Consider the following 17125-nt stretch of genomic DNA (forward strand, 5'->3'; position numbering starts at 1 on the left):
TTAAGTAAAACGAATCTCGCAATTTTCAGGAGTTACGGAAAGTACGGTATCGGCTCCTAATATAACCGGAAAATTATTCCGAATGTGTCCTGCGGGAAATCCGAAACAAACCGGATAGCTGTACTCTTCCACTGCCTTTCGAATAAGGTGATAAACCTCTTCTGTGAATCCGGGATTTTCGTTTTCCGCGAATTCTCCCACGATTAATCCCTGAAGGTGTTGTAATTGCCCGGCATATTTCAGACATTGGATGCTGCGGTCGATGTCGTATATATTATCTGCTTTCTCTTCTATGAAAAGAATGGTTCCCCTCGTATTATGATCTATACTGGTATCATGTAAGCTGTGTACCCAGTTCAACATGCCTCCGACCATTTCCGTTTCAGCGAATCCGGTTCGATTTAACGGGTGAGCTGGGATGGAATATGAAGAAATGATTCCGAACAGGAAATTTCTCAGTTGAGTCATCGCCTCCGGTGAAGTCATCGAGTAATCTTCCGGCATAAAGGCGTGTAGACTCTCGATTCCTAAAAAATGAAGTTTTGCATGAAGAATGGTGATGTCGTCCATCCCGATTATCCATTTGGGATTTCCCTGGAAGGTGGAGTAATCGGCTTCTTCGACGAGACGAAGAGTTCCGTATCCTCCTGTCGTACACCAGATAGCCCGTATCTCGTCGTCATCGAGCATAACCTGTAAGTCTTCTAATCGTTCTTGATCCGTTCCGGCGAGTTGGCCGTTTCGGGCGTAGATGTGCTTGCTTAAAACCGGAATAAGTTCCCAGGAACGCAATAAGTTTACGGCATAGTCAATGTTGTCTGTTTTCGGAACTCCCGCCGGGGAAATCAAAGCGACTTTATCTCCCGGTTGTAAATATATAGGTCGTAACATAATTGAACGTGTTTATTTTTGTACGAAGATAAGATTTTTAATTGTAAATTGACAATTGTAGATTGACGATTGTAAATTGTAGATTCAAAGATTAAAGAGATTAGGTGATTTCGGATTCTTAACGATCGAGGACTGAAGAAGCGGGGATAAAAACGAAGGGGCATACATAGTGGACGGCGAGCGTCGTGTTTGCTTTTAGGAGCGACCGGACGACGGATTGTCCGAGCATGGCGAGTCCCGGAAGAGTTATCCCCTTTGCGATTGCAGATGGACGATTGTAAATTGTAGATTCAAAGATTAAAGAGATTAGGTGATTTCGGATTCTTGACGATCGAGGACTGAAGAAGCGGGGATAAAAACGAAGGGGCATACATAGTGGACGGCGAGCGTCGTGTTTGCTTTTAGGAGCGACCGGACGACGGATTGTCCGAGCATGGCGAGTCCCGGAAGAGGTATCCCCTTTGTAATTGTAGATTGACGATTGTAAATTGTAGATTCAAAGATTAAAGAGATTAGGTGATTTCGGATTCTTGACGATCGAGGACTGAAGAAGCGGGGATAAAAACGAAGGGGCATACATAGTGGACGGCGAGCGTCGTGTTTGCTTTTAGAAGCGACCGGACGACGGATTGTTCGAGCATGGCGAGTCCCGGAAGAGTTATCCCCTTTGCGATTGCAGATGGACGATTGTAAATTGTAGATTCAAAGATTAAAGAGATTAGGTGATTTTGGATTCTTGACGATCGAGGACTGAAGAAGCGGGGATAAAAACGAAGGGGCATACATAGTGGACGGCGAGCGTCGTGTTTGCTTTTAGGAGCGACCGGACGACGGATTGTCCGAGCACGGCGAGTCCCGGAAGAGTTATCCCCTTTGCGATTGCAGATGGACGATTTAAATTATAAAAATCGGAATTGAATCGTAAATCAATTTGTAGTCTGCGATCTAAAATTTGCAAATTACAATCACAGATTAGGTAATATTTTTCTACCTTTGCGAATTCTTAAAGATCATGAAGTTTACGAGGTTATAGAACTTTGAATACGAGTGGCTTTATGGACGTTAGGAGCGTTTAACTTTACAAACTCAAATTTAGATATGAGCAAATTCAAGAGAAATTTAGTTACCACTGCGTTACCTTACGCGAATGGTCCGGTGCATATCGGACATTTGGCAGGGGTATACGTGCCGGCAGATATTTATGTGAGGTATTTGAGAAAAAAAGGAGAGGAGGTCGCTTTTATCGGAGGTTCGGACGAACACGGGGTGCCTATCACGATTAAAGCCCAGAAAGAAGGAGTGACGCCGCAGGATATTGTAGATCGTTATCATAAGATAATAAAGGAATCGTTTGCCGAATTGGGGATATCTTTCGATATCTATTCAAGGACGAGTTCCAAAACCCATCACGAACTTTCGTCTGCTTTTTTTAAAAAATTGTATGATGAGGGTAAATTTATCGAGAAGACCTCCATGCAATTCTACGATGAGAAGGCAGGGCAATTTTTGGCCGATCGTTATATTATCGGAACCTGTCCGCATTGTGGAAACGAGCGGGCATACGGAGATCAATGCGAGGCGTGCGGTACGAGTTTGAATGCCACTGACCTGATTGATCCGGTTTCGGCGATTACCGGAAACAAACCGGAACTGAAAGAGACCAAACATTGGTATTTGCCTTTGAATGAGTATGAGGATTGGTTGAAGAAATGGATATTGGAAGAACACAAGGAGTGGAAGCCGAACGTGTACGGACAGTGTAAATCATGGTTGGATAACGGCTTGCAGCCGCGTGCCGTCACTCGGGATTTGGACTGGGGTGTACCTGTCCCGATCGAGGGAGCCGAAGGCAAGGTCCTTTACGTGTGGTTTGATGCTCCGATCGGGTATATTTCGGCCACGAAAGATTTGACGCCGGAATGGGAAAAATATTGGAAAGACCCGGAGACCCGGATGATTCATTTTATAGGAAAAGATAACATCGTGTTTCATTGTATAATCTTTCCGGCCATGTTAAAGGCCGAAGGGTCTTATATCGTTCCGGATAACGTTCCGGCAAACGAATTTTTGAATTTGGAAGGCGATAAGATTTCGACTTCTCGGAATTGGGCGGTATGGTTACACGAGTATTTACGTGATTTCGAGGGGAAACAGGATGTATTGCGTTACGTTTTAACGGCCAATGCCCCGGAAACGAAAGATAACGATTTTACTTGGAAGGATTTCCAGACCCGGAACAATAGCGAATTGGTAGCGATATACGGTAACTTTATCAATCGTACCTTGGTATTGACACAAAAGTATTTCGATAACCGGGTACCGGAACGGGAAGAACTGACGGATTACGATCGGGAAGTATTGGACGAGATTCCTCGGATTGTCGAACAGGTGGAAAAGAACCTGGATACTTTTCATTTCCGGGAAGCTTTGAAAGAGGCTATGAATCTGGCTCGTTTGGGGAACAAATACTTGGCGGATACAGAACCTTGGAAGGTGATTAAAACGGACGAGGGGAGAGTGAAGACTATTTTGAATATATGTCTTCAGGTTTCAGCCGATCTTTCCACCTTGATGGAGCCTTTTATGCCGTTCTCTTCGGAGAAATTGCGAGGTTTCTTGAATATAGAACCGATAGCCTGGGAGGCTATGGGCGACCAGGTTATTCCGGCAGGACATCGTTTGGGTGAAGCAGGGTTGTTATTCGAGAAAATTGAAGATGCCCAGATACAAGCTCAAATCGATAAACTGTTGGCGACGAAAAAAGCGAATGAACTGGCTGCAGTAAAAGCAGCTCCGGCAAAAGCCAATATCAGTTTTGAAGATTTTTCAAAGATGGATATTCGCGTGGGGAAAATCACAGCCGCCGAGAAAGTGGCTAAAACTAAAAAATTGATGAAGTTAACCGTGGATACCGGGATAGATCAACGTACGGTTGTGTCCGGTATTGCGGAATATTATACCCCGGAAGAAGTCGTCGGACGTCAGGTCAGTATATTGGTGAACTTAGAGCCGAAACCTTTGAAAGGGATAGAATCTCAAGGAATGATTTTAATGGCGGAGAATGCAGACGGAACTCTTTCTTTTGTAGCTCCGGAAAAAGAGTTAAAACCCGGGTCTGAAATTCGCTGACAACTGCAATAAAATAGCATATTTTAAAAATATTTTTAAGAGGTGTTGTTCCTGTAATATAGCCGGGACGACACCTTTTTCATAGGAAAAATTAACATCTAATAAAAAGAACTCTCTCTCTTTTTATAAAATGTTAAACTCGTCTAAAAAATAGATATATTGAATCGAAATACTACCTTTGTAGCTCTCTTAATAAAAAATAAAAAGAAGTGTGAAATGTAATTTTTATCCTACAAGAAATTAATAATTGATTAACATTAAGGGTGCTATTTTGCTTACGAATTAAAAAAGTTAGATTATGAGAAAAGTGTTATTAAAATGCCTGATGTTGTTTATTCCGATGCTTTGTATGTCGTTGGCTACGTTGGCGGACGGCGTTATCAAAGGGAAAATTATTGATGCTAAGACGAACGAGGCATTGATTGGAGCAACTGCAACGATAGATGGGACTTCCATCGGGGCTGCTGCCGATATTGATGGGAAATTCGTGATTAAGACAAAAAAGGAAGGGAAAATGGTCATTTTATTCAGATACGTGGGGTATGAGGAGTTGAAGAAAGAGATAGATTTGAAAGACAAAGAGTTGGATATGGGAACTATAAAACTTACTCCTGTGACGGTAGGTTTGGATGAGGTGAAGGTAACAGCTTCTATTGTGACGAAAGATCGTGAGACCCCGGTGGCTATTTCGAATATCACTCCCTTAATGATTGAAGAAAAATTGGGAAGTCAGGAGTTTCCCGAAATTATGAAATCTACCCCTTCTATCTACGCGACGAAACAAGGCGGTGGATACGGAGATTCTCGTATTAATATGCGGGGTTTTGATTCCAATAACATAGGTATTTTGATTAACGGTATTCCTATCAATGATATGGAGAACGGAAGGGTGTACTGGTCGAATTGGGCCAGTCTTTCTGATGTGACTCAATTTATTCAGGTACAGCGCGGCTTGGGGGCTTCTAAATTGGCTGTTAATTCCGTGGGAGGAACCATGAATATGATTACGAAGAGTACGGATGCTATTAAAGGCGGTGGTTTATATTACGGAATAGGAAATGACGGTTACTCGAAAGCCGCTGTAAATGTTTCGACCGGATTGATGGAGAACGGATGGGCTGTAAGTTTAGCCGGATCCAGAACAGCAAGTACTCATGGGTATGTAGATGCGACTAATTACGAGGCATGGGCTTATTTTGTGAATGTGTCCAAGCGAATCAATGATAATCATCGTCTTTCTTTTACTGCTTTCGGTGCTCCGCAATGGCACAATCAACGCGGACAAATGCATACGATTCAGGAATATCGCGATAACCAAAACGGGACGAGATGGAATTCCAGTTACGGTATCTTGAACGGTGAAATATTCAACGGTCCTTATGCCTATAACGAGTATCATAAGCCTCAGATGTCCTTGAATCATTACTGGACGATTGACGAGCGTTCTTCTTTATCTACGGTGGTTTATTTGTCTTTCTCTAACGGAGGCGGAAGACGTAGCTATGGTGTTAATAAGAATTGGTTACAGTACAACTATACGGACGGAAAGCCTTACGAAGAGACGAAACTTACCCCGGACGGTTTGTTGGATTACGATGCCGTGATGAGAGAAAATCAGGCTTCCACGACCGGTTCCTTGTTAGTTTTGGCAAATGCGATAAACTCTCATGATTGGTACGGTGCGCTGAGTACCTATACCAATCAGTTAACCGATAATATCAAATTAACGGGAGGTTTGGACGTTCGCTACTATAAGGGGTATCACTTTATAAAAATTACGGATTTGATGGGGGGTGCTTATTATAACAATAAGTCTGATTTATTGGCTTACCAGGATCCTAACGTGGCTTTGAAAAAAGGAGATAAGATCGCTTTTGATAATACCGGAGAGGTCCTTTGGGGCGGTATTTTCGCGCAGGGAGAGTACGTGAAAGATAATTTTTCGGGATTCCTCTCTTTTTCGTTGACGGACGAGGCCTATCGCCGTATAGATAACGGTGCCTATAAAAAAGGTGACCCGATGCGTAAAACAAGTTGGCAAAACTTTTTGCCTTGGGGACTGAAAGCCGGAGCTAATTATAAATTCGGTGCTTTTCACAATGTTTATTTGAATGGCGGTTACTTTAAGCGGGCTCCTTATTTTAATGTGGTTTTCAAGAATAACACGAACGTAATTACACCGAACGTGAAATACGAGACCGTATACACTATTGAGGGAGGATACGGTTTAGAAATGCCCACTTTGACAGCCAAGATAAATTATTACTATACCCGCTGGAATGATCGCGGTTTGACCAAGAGTGTCGGTAACGGAAACGTGGCTAATATACGCGGCCTGAACGCCTGTCACCATGGTGTCGAATTTGAAGCCGAATACAAACCCGTTTATAATTTTAACCTAAAGGGAATGTTTTCGTGGGGTAACTGGGTTTTAACCGATAACCCGACGATGGTGGTTTTGGATGCAAGCAACGAAGTTATTAGCGAGAATGAGAAATTATACGTGAAAGACGTGCATGTGGGCAATTCGGCTCAGATGACTGCTGCTTTAGGAGCAAGTTACGAACCGTTCCCTCGTTTTAAGATCGGAGCCGATATGAATTTCTTCGGTAAAAACTATTCCGATTACACGATTGAAAACCGTGTTGCGGCGAGGGAAGAGGGAATCGATTCGTGGAGAATGCCGAATTACGTCACGGTAGATGCCAATTTACGTTACGGCTTGGATTATAAGGGCGTGCGTTTTACCCTGTACACGAATATCAATAACGTATTTAATGCAAAATACATTGCCGATGCTAAGGACGGAGCTTATCATAATGCCGCTTCTTCTTTGGTATATTACGGATTCGGTAGAACTTGGACACTGGGATTGAGATTGAATTTCTAATGATTAAAATTGAAAGATATGCGTAAAATATATAGTTTGATAACATTGGCATTGTTGGGGTTGGCATCCTGTAATCCCATGTCGGATGTGTATGATGATTTGGATGCCAATAAAGAGCCTGTTCATGCCGATATTGTTTACACGCTTGCGGATGCGGACTATGCCACGATCGCCTCTTTAGCTTATAAACGTTGCGAAAACGCTGCAGACTCTGCAAAGGTGAAAACTATCGCGGATAATAAGAATTTTTCTTCTTCTGTTCCGGCTAAAAATTATATTCCTGATTTTTTAACATCGAAATATCCGGCATTGAATAAAAATTCAACAGCTATGGTTACCTATAATTTTTATACGGCGGCAACCAGAATAAATAAAAAGACGTTGGGGGTAGCCGATTATAAAAAAGTAGGAGGAAACGTGGCTCAGTATCTTTGTTTTACGGGGGGAATGCCCGCGAACCGGGATAATATGACAAAGGCTATCGATGCCGATGGAGAAGACGGAGAATTGCTGATCGTGACTTATAACGAGACCTCCGATGCGGTTGACGGAAAAACGGCCAATGTGGTGAACTTCGAAATGAATAAGTATGATTATAAGAGTATTCTGGATTGGGTGAAGAGCAACAAAGAAGAGTTCGTGGATGGAAACAAAGAGTTTTATTTCGGTGTGGATGCAGATCGTCCGAATTTTAATCTGAGCAAAAAAGATTGGGAGAAGTACCAGGAAAAGCACGGTGTGACCATAACGGATGCATTTATCCTTCAACAGGTTAGATCCGGTATAAAGATTTTGTTGGCTAAATTGGGGAATAAGGCTGTAAAGGATGTGATTTACAATGTCAGATATGCCACTTATGGAAACAATAGCGCTCCGAAAAGTGTCGCTTATAAATGTACTTTAGCCGGAAAGACTCCCGAGTTTGAGATCGTAGGGAGTGTGGATCCCGTGTTGACCAAGGAAGTGGTTGCCGTATTCTCGTATAGCGAGAGGTATGGAAACTGGAGTCCCTACACGAAAAAAGATGTTTATATCGTGACGGCCGACGATTTCAGCCAGATGGGTAAGACCGATTGTTTCAATAGCGATGCGGACAATTATTTGCCTCAATTGTTGACGTTAAAATTCCCGTACGCCCAGGACAAGGATGTGGTGACGTTTATTTATAAAAATGACGGAGGAAGCAGTTACTCCATCTATACGGACGAGTATACTTTTACCGCAGGAGCCTGGATGAAATACAATCCGGTTTCTCAGAAAGCAGAACAATTCATGCATAATGGAGAGAAGTGGTTTGCTAATCCTCACATTACATTCGAAATGGGGAAATCGGATTATCAGTATATGTTGGATTGGGTTGATAAAAACAAACATGCTTATTTGGACGAGAAATATCCGGATACCGGAGAGTTCTATTTCGGTTCTACGACCTATAACGTGAATATCAATATGGGCGTGTCTTTATTGGTAAAATATGACGAGTTGGCTGGTGTTAACGAGTTAGCGGGCAAATCCGATGAAGAAGTATTGGAAATCCAGAAGCAGCGTTTGATTACGGAAGGTTTCCCGGCCGTCTTAGAAGGAAAATATCCCGAAGCAGAGCCGGTAGTCGACGGAACGCCGATCGAATACACGATTCGTTTCAAGAGCTATTCTCCGCGCGCTAATTGGGAGGTGAAGTACAAAGGAATAGCGAAGGGTAAATTCGAATACATCGAAGACAGTTATAAAGAACTCCAGTAGATAAAAGTTTTTGGATAGGAAAATCCGGTTCATGAATGAACCGGATTTTTTTATTTGTGAATAATTAAAGATTCAGTGATCAAATGCCTGTCTTGCCCTCTTTCATTACTTGATTATAAATTAGAAAAATGCTGAGATTTAGTGATTCCATGATTAGGTGATTCGATTTTAATCCTACAATCGTCATTTTTTCTATTGTCAATTTTAAATTGTAGATTTTAAATTGGACGTAATTTTTTAATCTGTAATCTGCAAGCGTCAATCACATAATCCTCCAATTTCTAAATCTTAGAATCCTTTAATCACCTGATCATATCGTACCTCTCCCCGTGGATTATTGGTCTAAAATGGTCTATTTGTAAACGGGATGAAAAATATTTCTCATTGCGTCCAAAAATGAATTAAATATGATTTATATTTGAGTTTTAATTGTATGTTCCCATAAAATACAACAAAAATGACAGGAAAGCAAACTCATTTGCATGAAATCTCTATGGATGAGGAAAGATTCAAAAATCTTTTTTATAGCTATTTTGCCTCTATGTGTGTGTTTGCCGAACGTTATTTGGAGGATCGGGAGGCAGCCAAAGACGTGGTACACGATGTGTTTTGCCGGATATGGGAGAAGCCGGAAGAGTTGATGGCTGTGGATAGCGTGAAAAATTACCTTTATATGGTGGTGAAGAATCGTTGTCTAAACGTGTTGCGCAGACAATGTATTCATCATTTGTATTCGGAACGAAGCCTGTTAGAGGTAAAGGGGAGTGATCTTTTTTTTGAAAAGGAGGTAGCCAGAGAGGAGTTGTACCGTTTATTGGAAAAGGCTATTTATACGCTTCCGGATCGAAGTCAAAAAATACTTTTATTGAAACTTCAGGGATTAAAGAATCAGGAGATAGCGGAAAGATTGAATGTTTCTGTAAATACGGTTAACACGTTGAAAGCGAATGCTTATAAGGTTATACGTGTATTGCTGAAGGATAAATATTTCCTTTGTTATTTTCTTTTTTTGCAAAAAAAAAGAATTTTGATTCACTACTTTTCGGAATGAATGTGTCTATTAAGCGTGTCAGTACGGTTAATAGAATTCAATGAGTCAAAATTTGCACGATAAGATAAAACTGATCTTTTATCGGCTGTTGGGTATGGAAGAGGGGAAGGAGAGGAAAGAGTTAGACGAATGGTTAGAGAACTTTCCCTCCGGGCAACAGTTGTTGAGAGAGATGTCCGATGGAGAAGCGTTTGAGAAACGCAAGTTATTTATAGACGGTCTTCAGGTGGAACAGGAGTGGCAACGCGTGATCTCCTCCCGCCGAAAGCATTTCTTAAAAAATATTTATTGGCGTGTTGCCGTGATCTCACTTCCTTTTATGATAGGAGGGAGCGTGTTATATTGGGCCGGTAAAAAAGACCCACACCCCTATATAGCTAAAAGTCAGGTGATAGATGTTCGTCCGGCTACTCGGGGTGCCGTTCTGGAATTGAGCGACGGTACCTTGTGTGAATTGCGGGAAACACCTCAGCGCATCAACGAACGGAACGGTAAGGAGATCGTGAAAGATTCGGTCTTAAACTACCAGGTACAAACACGTCCTGTCAAACAACAGCTAATCTATAATCGGCTTCGCGTGGGCAGGGGGCATGAGTATATGTTGATTTTGAGTGACGGTACAAAGGTATGGCTAAACTCCGACTCCGAATTACGTTATCCGGTTTCCTTCGGGAAAGATATGCGCCGGGTCAGTTTATCCGGTGAGGCCTATTTTGAGGTGGCTCCGGATAGTACATCTCCTTTTATCGTGCAGGTCGATGAAAGATTTGAGGTGAAGGTGTTGGGAACCCGTTTCAATATAAAAGCTTATCTGACGGATATCCGGTACGAAACCACCTTGGTGGAGGGGAAGGTGCTGGTGAAGCAACCGGAAGGAATGGGGGTCGTCCTGAACCCTTCGGAACAGATCGTGATCGGGCGTGACGGAGAACATGAGTTGCGGGAGGTGGATACCGACTATTATTTGGCTTGGCATGAAGGATGGTTTTATTTTAACGACGAACCGTTGGAACAGGTATTAGAGATGTTCGGGCGTTGGTATGATGTTTCTTTTGAATGTTCGGAAGATGTTTTGAAAAAGCTCCGGGTTACCGGAAAAGTAAAGCGGTTTGAAAATCTGCGTGAGATTTTGGATATGGTAGCGAAAATAGCAGGAGTCGATTTTCAGCTTGAGGACAAAGTGGTAAAGGTAAATAAGAAATAACCGGGAGTGATTGGCCCCGCTCCCGATTATCATAAACAATAATAAATTATTATTCATTCAAAGACAAAGTTATGAAAAAAAACGAAGAAGTGCACCCTTCTCCCGGGGGATGGCGTGTGAAAAAATGGTTATTATTTATGCAAAATCTATTGGTTATTTTACTGATGACGACCTTCTCTCTTTATGCCAATCAGACGTCTTTGGCACAAAAGGTTTCCATTCAGGTCAGCAATGCGAATTTGAAAGTCGTTATCGGCATGATTGAAAAGCAGACCCGGTTGGGGTTTATGTACAACGAAATGGAAGTCGTTTCGGTTAAAAATCTGACATTGAGCGTGAAAGAGATGGAGGTCTCCGAAGTGTTGGATATCCTGTTAAAAGGGAGTCCTTTGGTGTATTCCATAGACAAAAAGACGATTTTGATTACTAAAAAGACGGCAGTGGCTACCGATACCGTTAAAGCTCCCGTGAAATGGACGATTAAAGGAAAAGTAACGGATTCGAAAAAAATTCCGCTTCCCGGAGCTTCGGTGTACGTGAAGGGTACCACCTTGGGGGTCTCCACGAATGATAAAGGAGAATATGCCATCACGTTGACGGAACAGAAGAATCTCTATCTTTTCTATTCGTTTATCGGGATGAAGACGAAGGAAGTGTTGATTAAGGGGTCTAAAACGATTGATATTTTATTAGAGGATGAAGCCTCCGATTTGGATGAAGTAAGGGTAATCGCTTACGGAACAACCACGAAGCGTGAAATGACGGGTGCTATGACCTCTATAAAAGGGGAGGATATCCTTAGTGTCCCAACGGCTAACCTTTCTACTTTATTGCAAGGTCGGGTGGCTGGCTTGGATATACAAAACATGAGCGGCTCTCCTGGTAGTGGCGGTACTGCAACTATACTGCGAGGGTATAATGCATTGAGTGCCGAACAACGTGATTTTAGTTCTCCCTTGTGGGTAATAGACGGCGTGCCTATTACGAATATGACCTCTTCTTTAACGGGAACGAATGCCTTGACCGAAATTGATCCAGAATCGATAGAGTCTATCGAAGTATTAAAAGATGCTGCTGCTACTTCTTTATATGGGTCTCGGGCAGCTAATGGTGTAATTTTAGTTACCACGAAAAAGGGAAAGGTGGGGGAAAGAACGGTTCGTGCGAATGTATCCTATTCATGGTCCTATATACCGGAATATCCAACCGTGTTTGCCGGTAGAGAAGCAAGGAGATATAAGTTAGAAGCATTACAAAATTATCAACAAGCTTATATGCTCGGTAAGGAAGCTGTATATCCTAATAGTTATGTGGAAGTTTACAAAAAATATAAGGGTGTATATGACTATTTTTGGGGAAATGGATCCGAAAGAGAAGCAAAGTATATACCTGATCTACAAGATAGTTTGAACCCGTTTTACAATAATGCAACTAATTGGTTCAAGCGTTTTTTTCAGACAGGAAAGGTCGTAACTGCAAATGTTCAATCTTTGTATGGTGCTGAGCGGTTTAATAGTAGCGTGGGAGCTGGATTTTATGATGAAACCGGTATATTGAAAAATAGTGGTTTTACTCGTTTTAATTTTATGACTAATTTAGGATTTCGGCCTATCGATCGGTTTAATATCAACGTGCATTTTTCCTTGGCCTATGCCAGACGAAAACGAAATCAGGACGAAAGTAGTAATGTCGTCATGGGGAGCGGAGACAATTTAATTAATGTTCCCAAAATTCCTTTTCAAACTTCTCCTTTTCTTCCTTCAAGCTCAATCGTGGAGGATGAGGTGTTGAAAAATCAGAGAGGTATTAAAGAAAAGAATGAGGATTTATTCGGGCGCTTGAGTGTAGCAATGGCTTATAACATTACAAATTGGCTTCGTCTTTCCTCAACTAATTCCATCGGCTATTCTTTAAGCAAGCAGAATAAATTTACCCCGATGGAGCTGACTTCGGACAACAAGACCCAGACGCAAGGTAAATTTTTGGAAAACAGGACGTTATTGACAGAGAACCTTTTGGTATTCAACAAAGAGTTTACAGAACATAAGTTGGAATTACTGGCAGGTGTATCCACTCAGTTGAATGAAGAACATTATGTCGGAGGGCTTGCTCGGGGAGGTCCAAACAATCAGGTACATTATGTTCCTTTTTCATGGATGGGCATTGATAATAGCGGAACGTATCCTGTAGCTACACAGGGGTATAATTCAAATTACGAAAAAGATGTGATGGTAAGTTTTCTCGGAAGGTTGAGTTATAGTTATAAGAAAAGGTATATTTTGGGGGCATCTCTCAGACGAGATGGTAGTTCCAAATTTGGGAAAGGAGTGCCCTGGGGAACATTTCCTTCTATAAGTGTTGCTTGGATATTCTCGGATGAGTTTTTCATGGATAATTTAGGTTGGTTGGATTTCGGAAAGATTCGCGGAAGTTGGGGAGAAACGGGTACGCAATTTACTACTCGTTATCTGGCTTATGGTTCTTTAACATCTGGAATGTGGCCATTCATGGGACAGGCTCCGGTCGTACCCGAATCGGCGAACGGTTTGTTAAACCCGGATCTATCATGGGAGACGACCGGACAATATAATATCGGTGTTGATTTGGACTTTTTGAATTATCGTTTGAATGTCGTATTTGATTATTACAATCGATATACGGACGATATGATGTATGCCGTTCCGTTACCGGGTAATTATTCCCCCATGACTACACAATATCAAAATGCGGGAGCGATTTCGAATAGAGGAATCGAGTTGTCTTTAAGATATGATATATTCAGGAGGGACCATCTCCGATGGCGACTAAATTTCAATATAGCTCGGAATTGGAATAGATTTGAACGGAGTCATAATAATAGGGATTTGGGAACTTATATTATTGGGGAACCCTTAAATATCATTCGGAGATTGAAATCATTGGGGATCATCGATTCCCATGAACAAATACCGTATAAATATAATGCTAACGGCATGAAACAATACTTGGCACCTGGTAAATGGGATGGAGAGAGACAGTTTTACACGGTTGGGGATATGCATTATTACGATGCAAATGGCGATGGTGTGATAGATCCTGCCACGGATGCGATTTATATGGGGAGCCCTTTACCGATAGCGCAGGGAGGAATTATGACGGAACTATTGTGGAAAGGTTTTGATGTTTCGCTCAATTTTACCTATTCGTTGGGACGTACGGTTATCAATGCTGGAAAATCTCAAGCTATACTTGTGAATGCTTCTACCTTGAACGGCCCTATACTGGAAGACATCCGTAAATATACTTTTTGGGAAAAACCGGGAGATAAAGCTGATTTTCCGCGTTTAGCCTACGATAATGGAAAAAATAACACGGGGTATTATAGCGATAAGTTCGTGGAAGATGTGAACTATCTTCGTTTGAAAAGCTTCGTGTTGGGATATACATTACCAAAGAAGCTGACGGATCGGATGGGACTAAAAAAAGTGAGAGCTTATTTTAGCGGTGAAAATTTATTTATGTGGACGAATTACACCGGAGTGGACCCCGAAACCGTGGATTTAATGACAGGATTTGATGATATCCGGAAATACCCCTTAAATAGAAAATTTACTTTAGGTTTATCTGTTAACTTTTAATTGAAAAAAGAATGAGAAAGTTCACGATTATATTATTGCATATCGTTATGATGATGTTGCAAAGCGCTTGTAACGGATTAATGGATGTTGAACCGGAAAATTCAATGACTTATTACAATTATTTCAAAACAGAACGGGATATTGAAATGATTATGTTGGAAGCTTATAGGTCTTATAGGAGCAATTACCAGTATTCTACTCCTCGTGCGGTTTCCGGCGAAGTTATGGATGAGTGTTCGGAGTACCTGCCTGAAGCTCTGAGAATTTTGGATGCGACGACCATAAACGCCGCAGAACCGAGATGTTCATGGTATAGTTATTATAGTTCTATTAGTCAGGCAATGATGGTGATAGAAAATATAGATAAAGCCGGATTGTCAACGGATCGGTATAACTATTGGCTCGGACAAGCGTTGTTCTACAAGGCTTTGTGTTATTTTGAGATTGTTCGGGATTGGGGAGATTGTCCCTATGTTCCTACCTCATACAAGGTGGAACCTTTACCCCGTAGGCCCTGGAGAGAAGTATTGGATATGGCTATTGCGGATATGAAGAAAGCGACAACCTTATTGGATATGTGGGATAATCTTACCGACAGCAAAGGGAATAAAATAACAACGAAGCAAATTCCCGGAAAGGAAGCTGCTTGGGCGATGTTAGCACATATGTATGCATGGGAGGGAAGTTTATTGAATAATAAAGATACGTTACAAAAGGCTGTTGATGCGGCAACTTGGGTCATAGAGGAAGGTGGTATAGGATGGGCAGCAGACCCGGAAGAGGTATGCACGAAAGTAATGATAGGTGGAGCCCCTGAATCTATTTTTGAAATTGAGGTGGTGTATTCGGATTTTTTAATGATGAGTACCCCTATCAATTTGGAGTATTATTATCAAACCTGGCCGATACGTCCTTACACGGTTCCCGGTGATGTGACAAAGAAACAGATGAAAATTAAAGCGGAAAGAGTATTGGAGATGTATCCTAAGGAAGATAAACGAAGAGAGGCTTATTTTTATAAACCGGAAGAGATGATTGATTCCGTAGAAACAAGGGGATGGGCTTTAATGCAACGAAGGCGTCAGATTATTGAAGATAAAACATGGTCAAATCCATCCAGTTGGTTCCAGAATTTTTCAGGTAATATTATTCGTACGCGGTTAGCTGATATACTATTGTTACGGGCTGAATGCTATGCGAAAATGGGGAAAGATAATCTGGCGAAACCTGATTTGGATCGAGTGAGGGCACGGGCGGGGGTTTCCGGATACTCTGTGTCGGAAGGACCTATTTATAGAGCTATATTTAAGGAGAGAGAGAAAGAGCTACTGCTTGAACGTCATCGTTGGTATGATATGGTACGTACGGGTTATTGGAAAACAGATATGACAAAAGAGTATTCCGAATTGACGGATCAGGACATTGAAGACGGGGCTTTGTATTTACCCGTACATAATGGGGCATTTAATTCAAATAAATTAATGCGACAAAATCGCTATTGGTTCAAACAACAATAAATACTGTAATGATGGATAAAATATTTATAATAATAGTGACTATTTCCTTGAGTGTTGCTTGTACAAAGGAAAATTTTATTGATACGGGAAAAGCTTCTGGTATTCATGACGGGAGCATTATGGACTATATGAGAAGTGATTCACGGAATTGGGATTCAACAGTAGTTGCTATAGAGTGGGCAGGTTTGACTGCTTTGTTTGACGGGAAAGATCAGCAATATCCCGAAATTACTTTTTTCGGTCCGACAAAGCTTTCTATCATACGCTACATGTTAGATAATAAAATAGAACAGATAAAGGATGTGGAGCCGGAAGTATGGAAAAAGATGATATTGAGATACGTGATAGCCGGGAAACATATGAAAGTTCGTTTTGGCGTAGGGGATGCCAAGACCGGAGGGGATGTATTTACTGCCTTGGCGGGGAATAGCGTACGGGTATACAGAGAGTTGCATCCTTATCATAATACTCCTGATGCAGGGGCGGTTACGTTACATATACAATCTTCTGATACAGGATATTCTGTCGTGCAGATCGCTTCTGCCGATATAGAACCTAATAATGGGGCAGTACACTCATTAGTATATTCGTTCACATTCGGTAAATTTTAAATATTAGGCATATGAAACAGTTTATATTTATTTTATTTGTGTTTATTGCGTTTATTGCGTGTGAAAAAACGAAAATTGGTTATTTGGAAGTAGACGATGCCAGTTATGATCCTAATTCGATGGTCGTTTTTCAAGATCCTGATCCTGAGTCGTATCCGGATAGAGTAGAGAAAAAATATCCTTGGGTATCTCCCCAGATACAAGGGGTGTTGGGAACCTTACCTATATTTTATAAAATAGAGAGGGTACATACGACAGACGGGGATGTTGCTTCTTTTTATGAGGAAGTTAAATTAAGGGGTGATAGTAGTTTCGAGATACCTTTTGATAATTCAATAAAGAAAGGTACTTATTATGTTGATGTCAATATTTATAATAAAGGATATTCTCATGTCCGGGATTCTCTATTTATTTTAATTGTGAAATGAATTGTATACTTAGCCCGGAGTCAAATATCTTCCGGGCTATATAT

The 17125-nt window shown here is 41.4% G+C and carries 10 protein-coding genes; 9 read left to right on the plus strand and 1 reads right to left on the minus strand.

The genetic code is table 11. From position 1 onward, the window contains the following. Nucleotides 1–891 carry a S66 peptidase family protein gene (locus PGR74_RS05960; RefSeq protein WP_041505083.1) on the minus strand — a complete coding sequence of 297 codons (891 nt, stop codon included), beginning with the start codon at nt 889–891 and terminating at the stop codon, nt 1–3. Nucleotides 892–1989: 1098 nt separating this feature from the next. Between PGR74_RS05960 and metG the strand changes: the two genes are divergently transcribed. The 9 genes from metG (at nt 1990) to PGR74_RS06005 (ending at nt 17081) form a co-directional block, all read left to right on the plus strand. Further along, the gene (gene metG / locus PGR74_RS05965; RefSeq protein WP_041504231.1) at nt 1990–4020 is read left to right on the plus strand and encodes a methionine--tRNA ligase; all 2031 of its coding nucleotides are present in this window, start codon (nt 1990–1992) and stop codon (nt 4018–4020) included. 298 nt (nt 4021–4318) lie between these two features. Further along, nucleotides 4319–6910 (plus strand): TonB-dependent receptor, encoded by a 2592-nt coding sequence (locus tag PGR74_RS05970; protein WP_041504232.1) that lies wholly within the window; start codon nt 4319–4321, stop codon nt 6908–6910. An 18-nt stretch (nt 6911–6928) separates the two neighbouring features. After that, nucleotides 6929–8653, plus strand: coding sequence for a hypothetical protein (locus PGR74_RS05975; protein WP_041505084.1), 1725 nt, complete (start codon nt 6929–6931; stop codon nt 8651–8653). A 457-nt stretch (nt 8654–9110) separates the two neighbouring features. Next, nucleotides 9111–9704, plus strand: a complete 594-nt coding sequence (locus PGR74_RS05980; RefSeq protein ID WP_052634793.1) for an RNA polymerase sigma-70 factor — start codon at nt 9111–9113, stop codon at nt 9702–9704. A gap of 40 nt (nt 9705–9744) precedes the next feature. After that, the gene (locus PGR74_RS05985; RefSeq protein ID WP_041505085.1) at nt 9745–10908 is read left to right on the plus strand and encodes a FecR family protein; all 1164 of its coding nucleotides are present in this window, start codon (nt 9745–9747) and stop codon (nt 10906–10908) included. Nucleotides 10909–10979: 71 nt separating this feature from the next. Continuing rightward, complete coding sequence (locus PGR74_RS05990) at nt 10980–14525, plus strand: SusC/RagA family TonB-linked outer membrane protein (RefSeq protein ID WP_270516829.1); 3546 nt, start codon at nt 10980–10982, stop codon at nt 14523–14525. 11 nt (nt 14526–14536) lie between these two features. Then, nucleotides 14537–16042, plus strand: coding sequence for a RagB/SusD family nutrient uptake outer membrane protein (locus PGR74_RS05995; RefSeq protein WP_270516830.1), 1506 nt, complete (start codon nt 14537–14539; stop codon nt 16040–16042). Between the two features lie 11 nt (nt 16043–16053). Continuing rightward, nucleotides 16054–16653 carry a hypothetical protein gene (locus tag PGR74_RS06000; protein WP_270516832.1) on the plus strand — a complete coding sequence of 200 codons (600 nt, stop codon included), beginning with the start codon at nt 16054–16056 and terminating at the stop codon, nt 16651–16653. An 11-nt stretch (nt 16654–16664) separates the two neighbouring features. Beyond that, on the plus strand, nt 16665–17081 hold the full coding sequence (locus PGR74_RS06005; RefSeq protein WP_270516833.1) for a hypothetical protein: 417 nt from the start codon (nt 16665–16667) through the stop codon (nt 17079–17081). Nucleotides 17082–17125 lie beyond the last annotated feature (44 nt).

It is taken from the genome of Sanguibacteroides sp. AM78-02pH3A, assembly GCF_027666085.1.
Lineage (GTDB): Bacteria > Bacteroidota > Bacteroidia > Bacteroidales > Marinifilaceae > Gabonibacter > Gabonibacter massiliensis.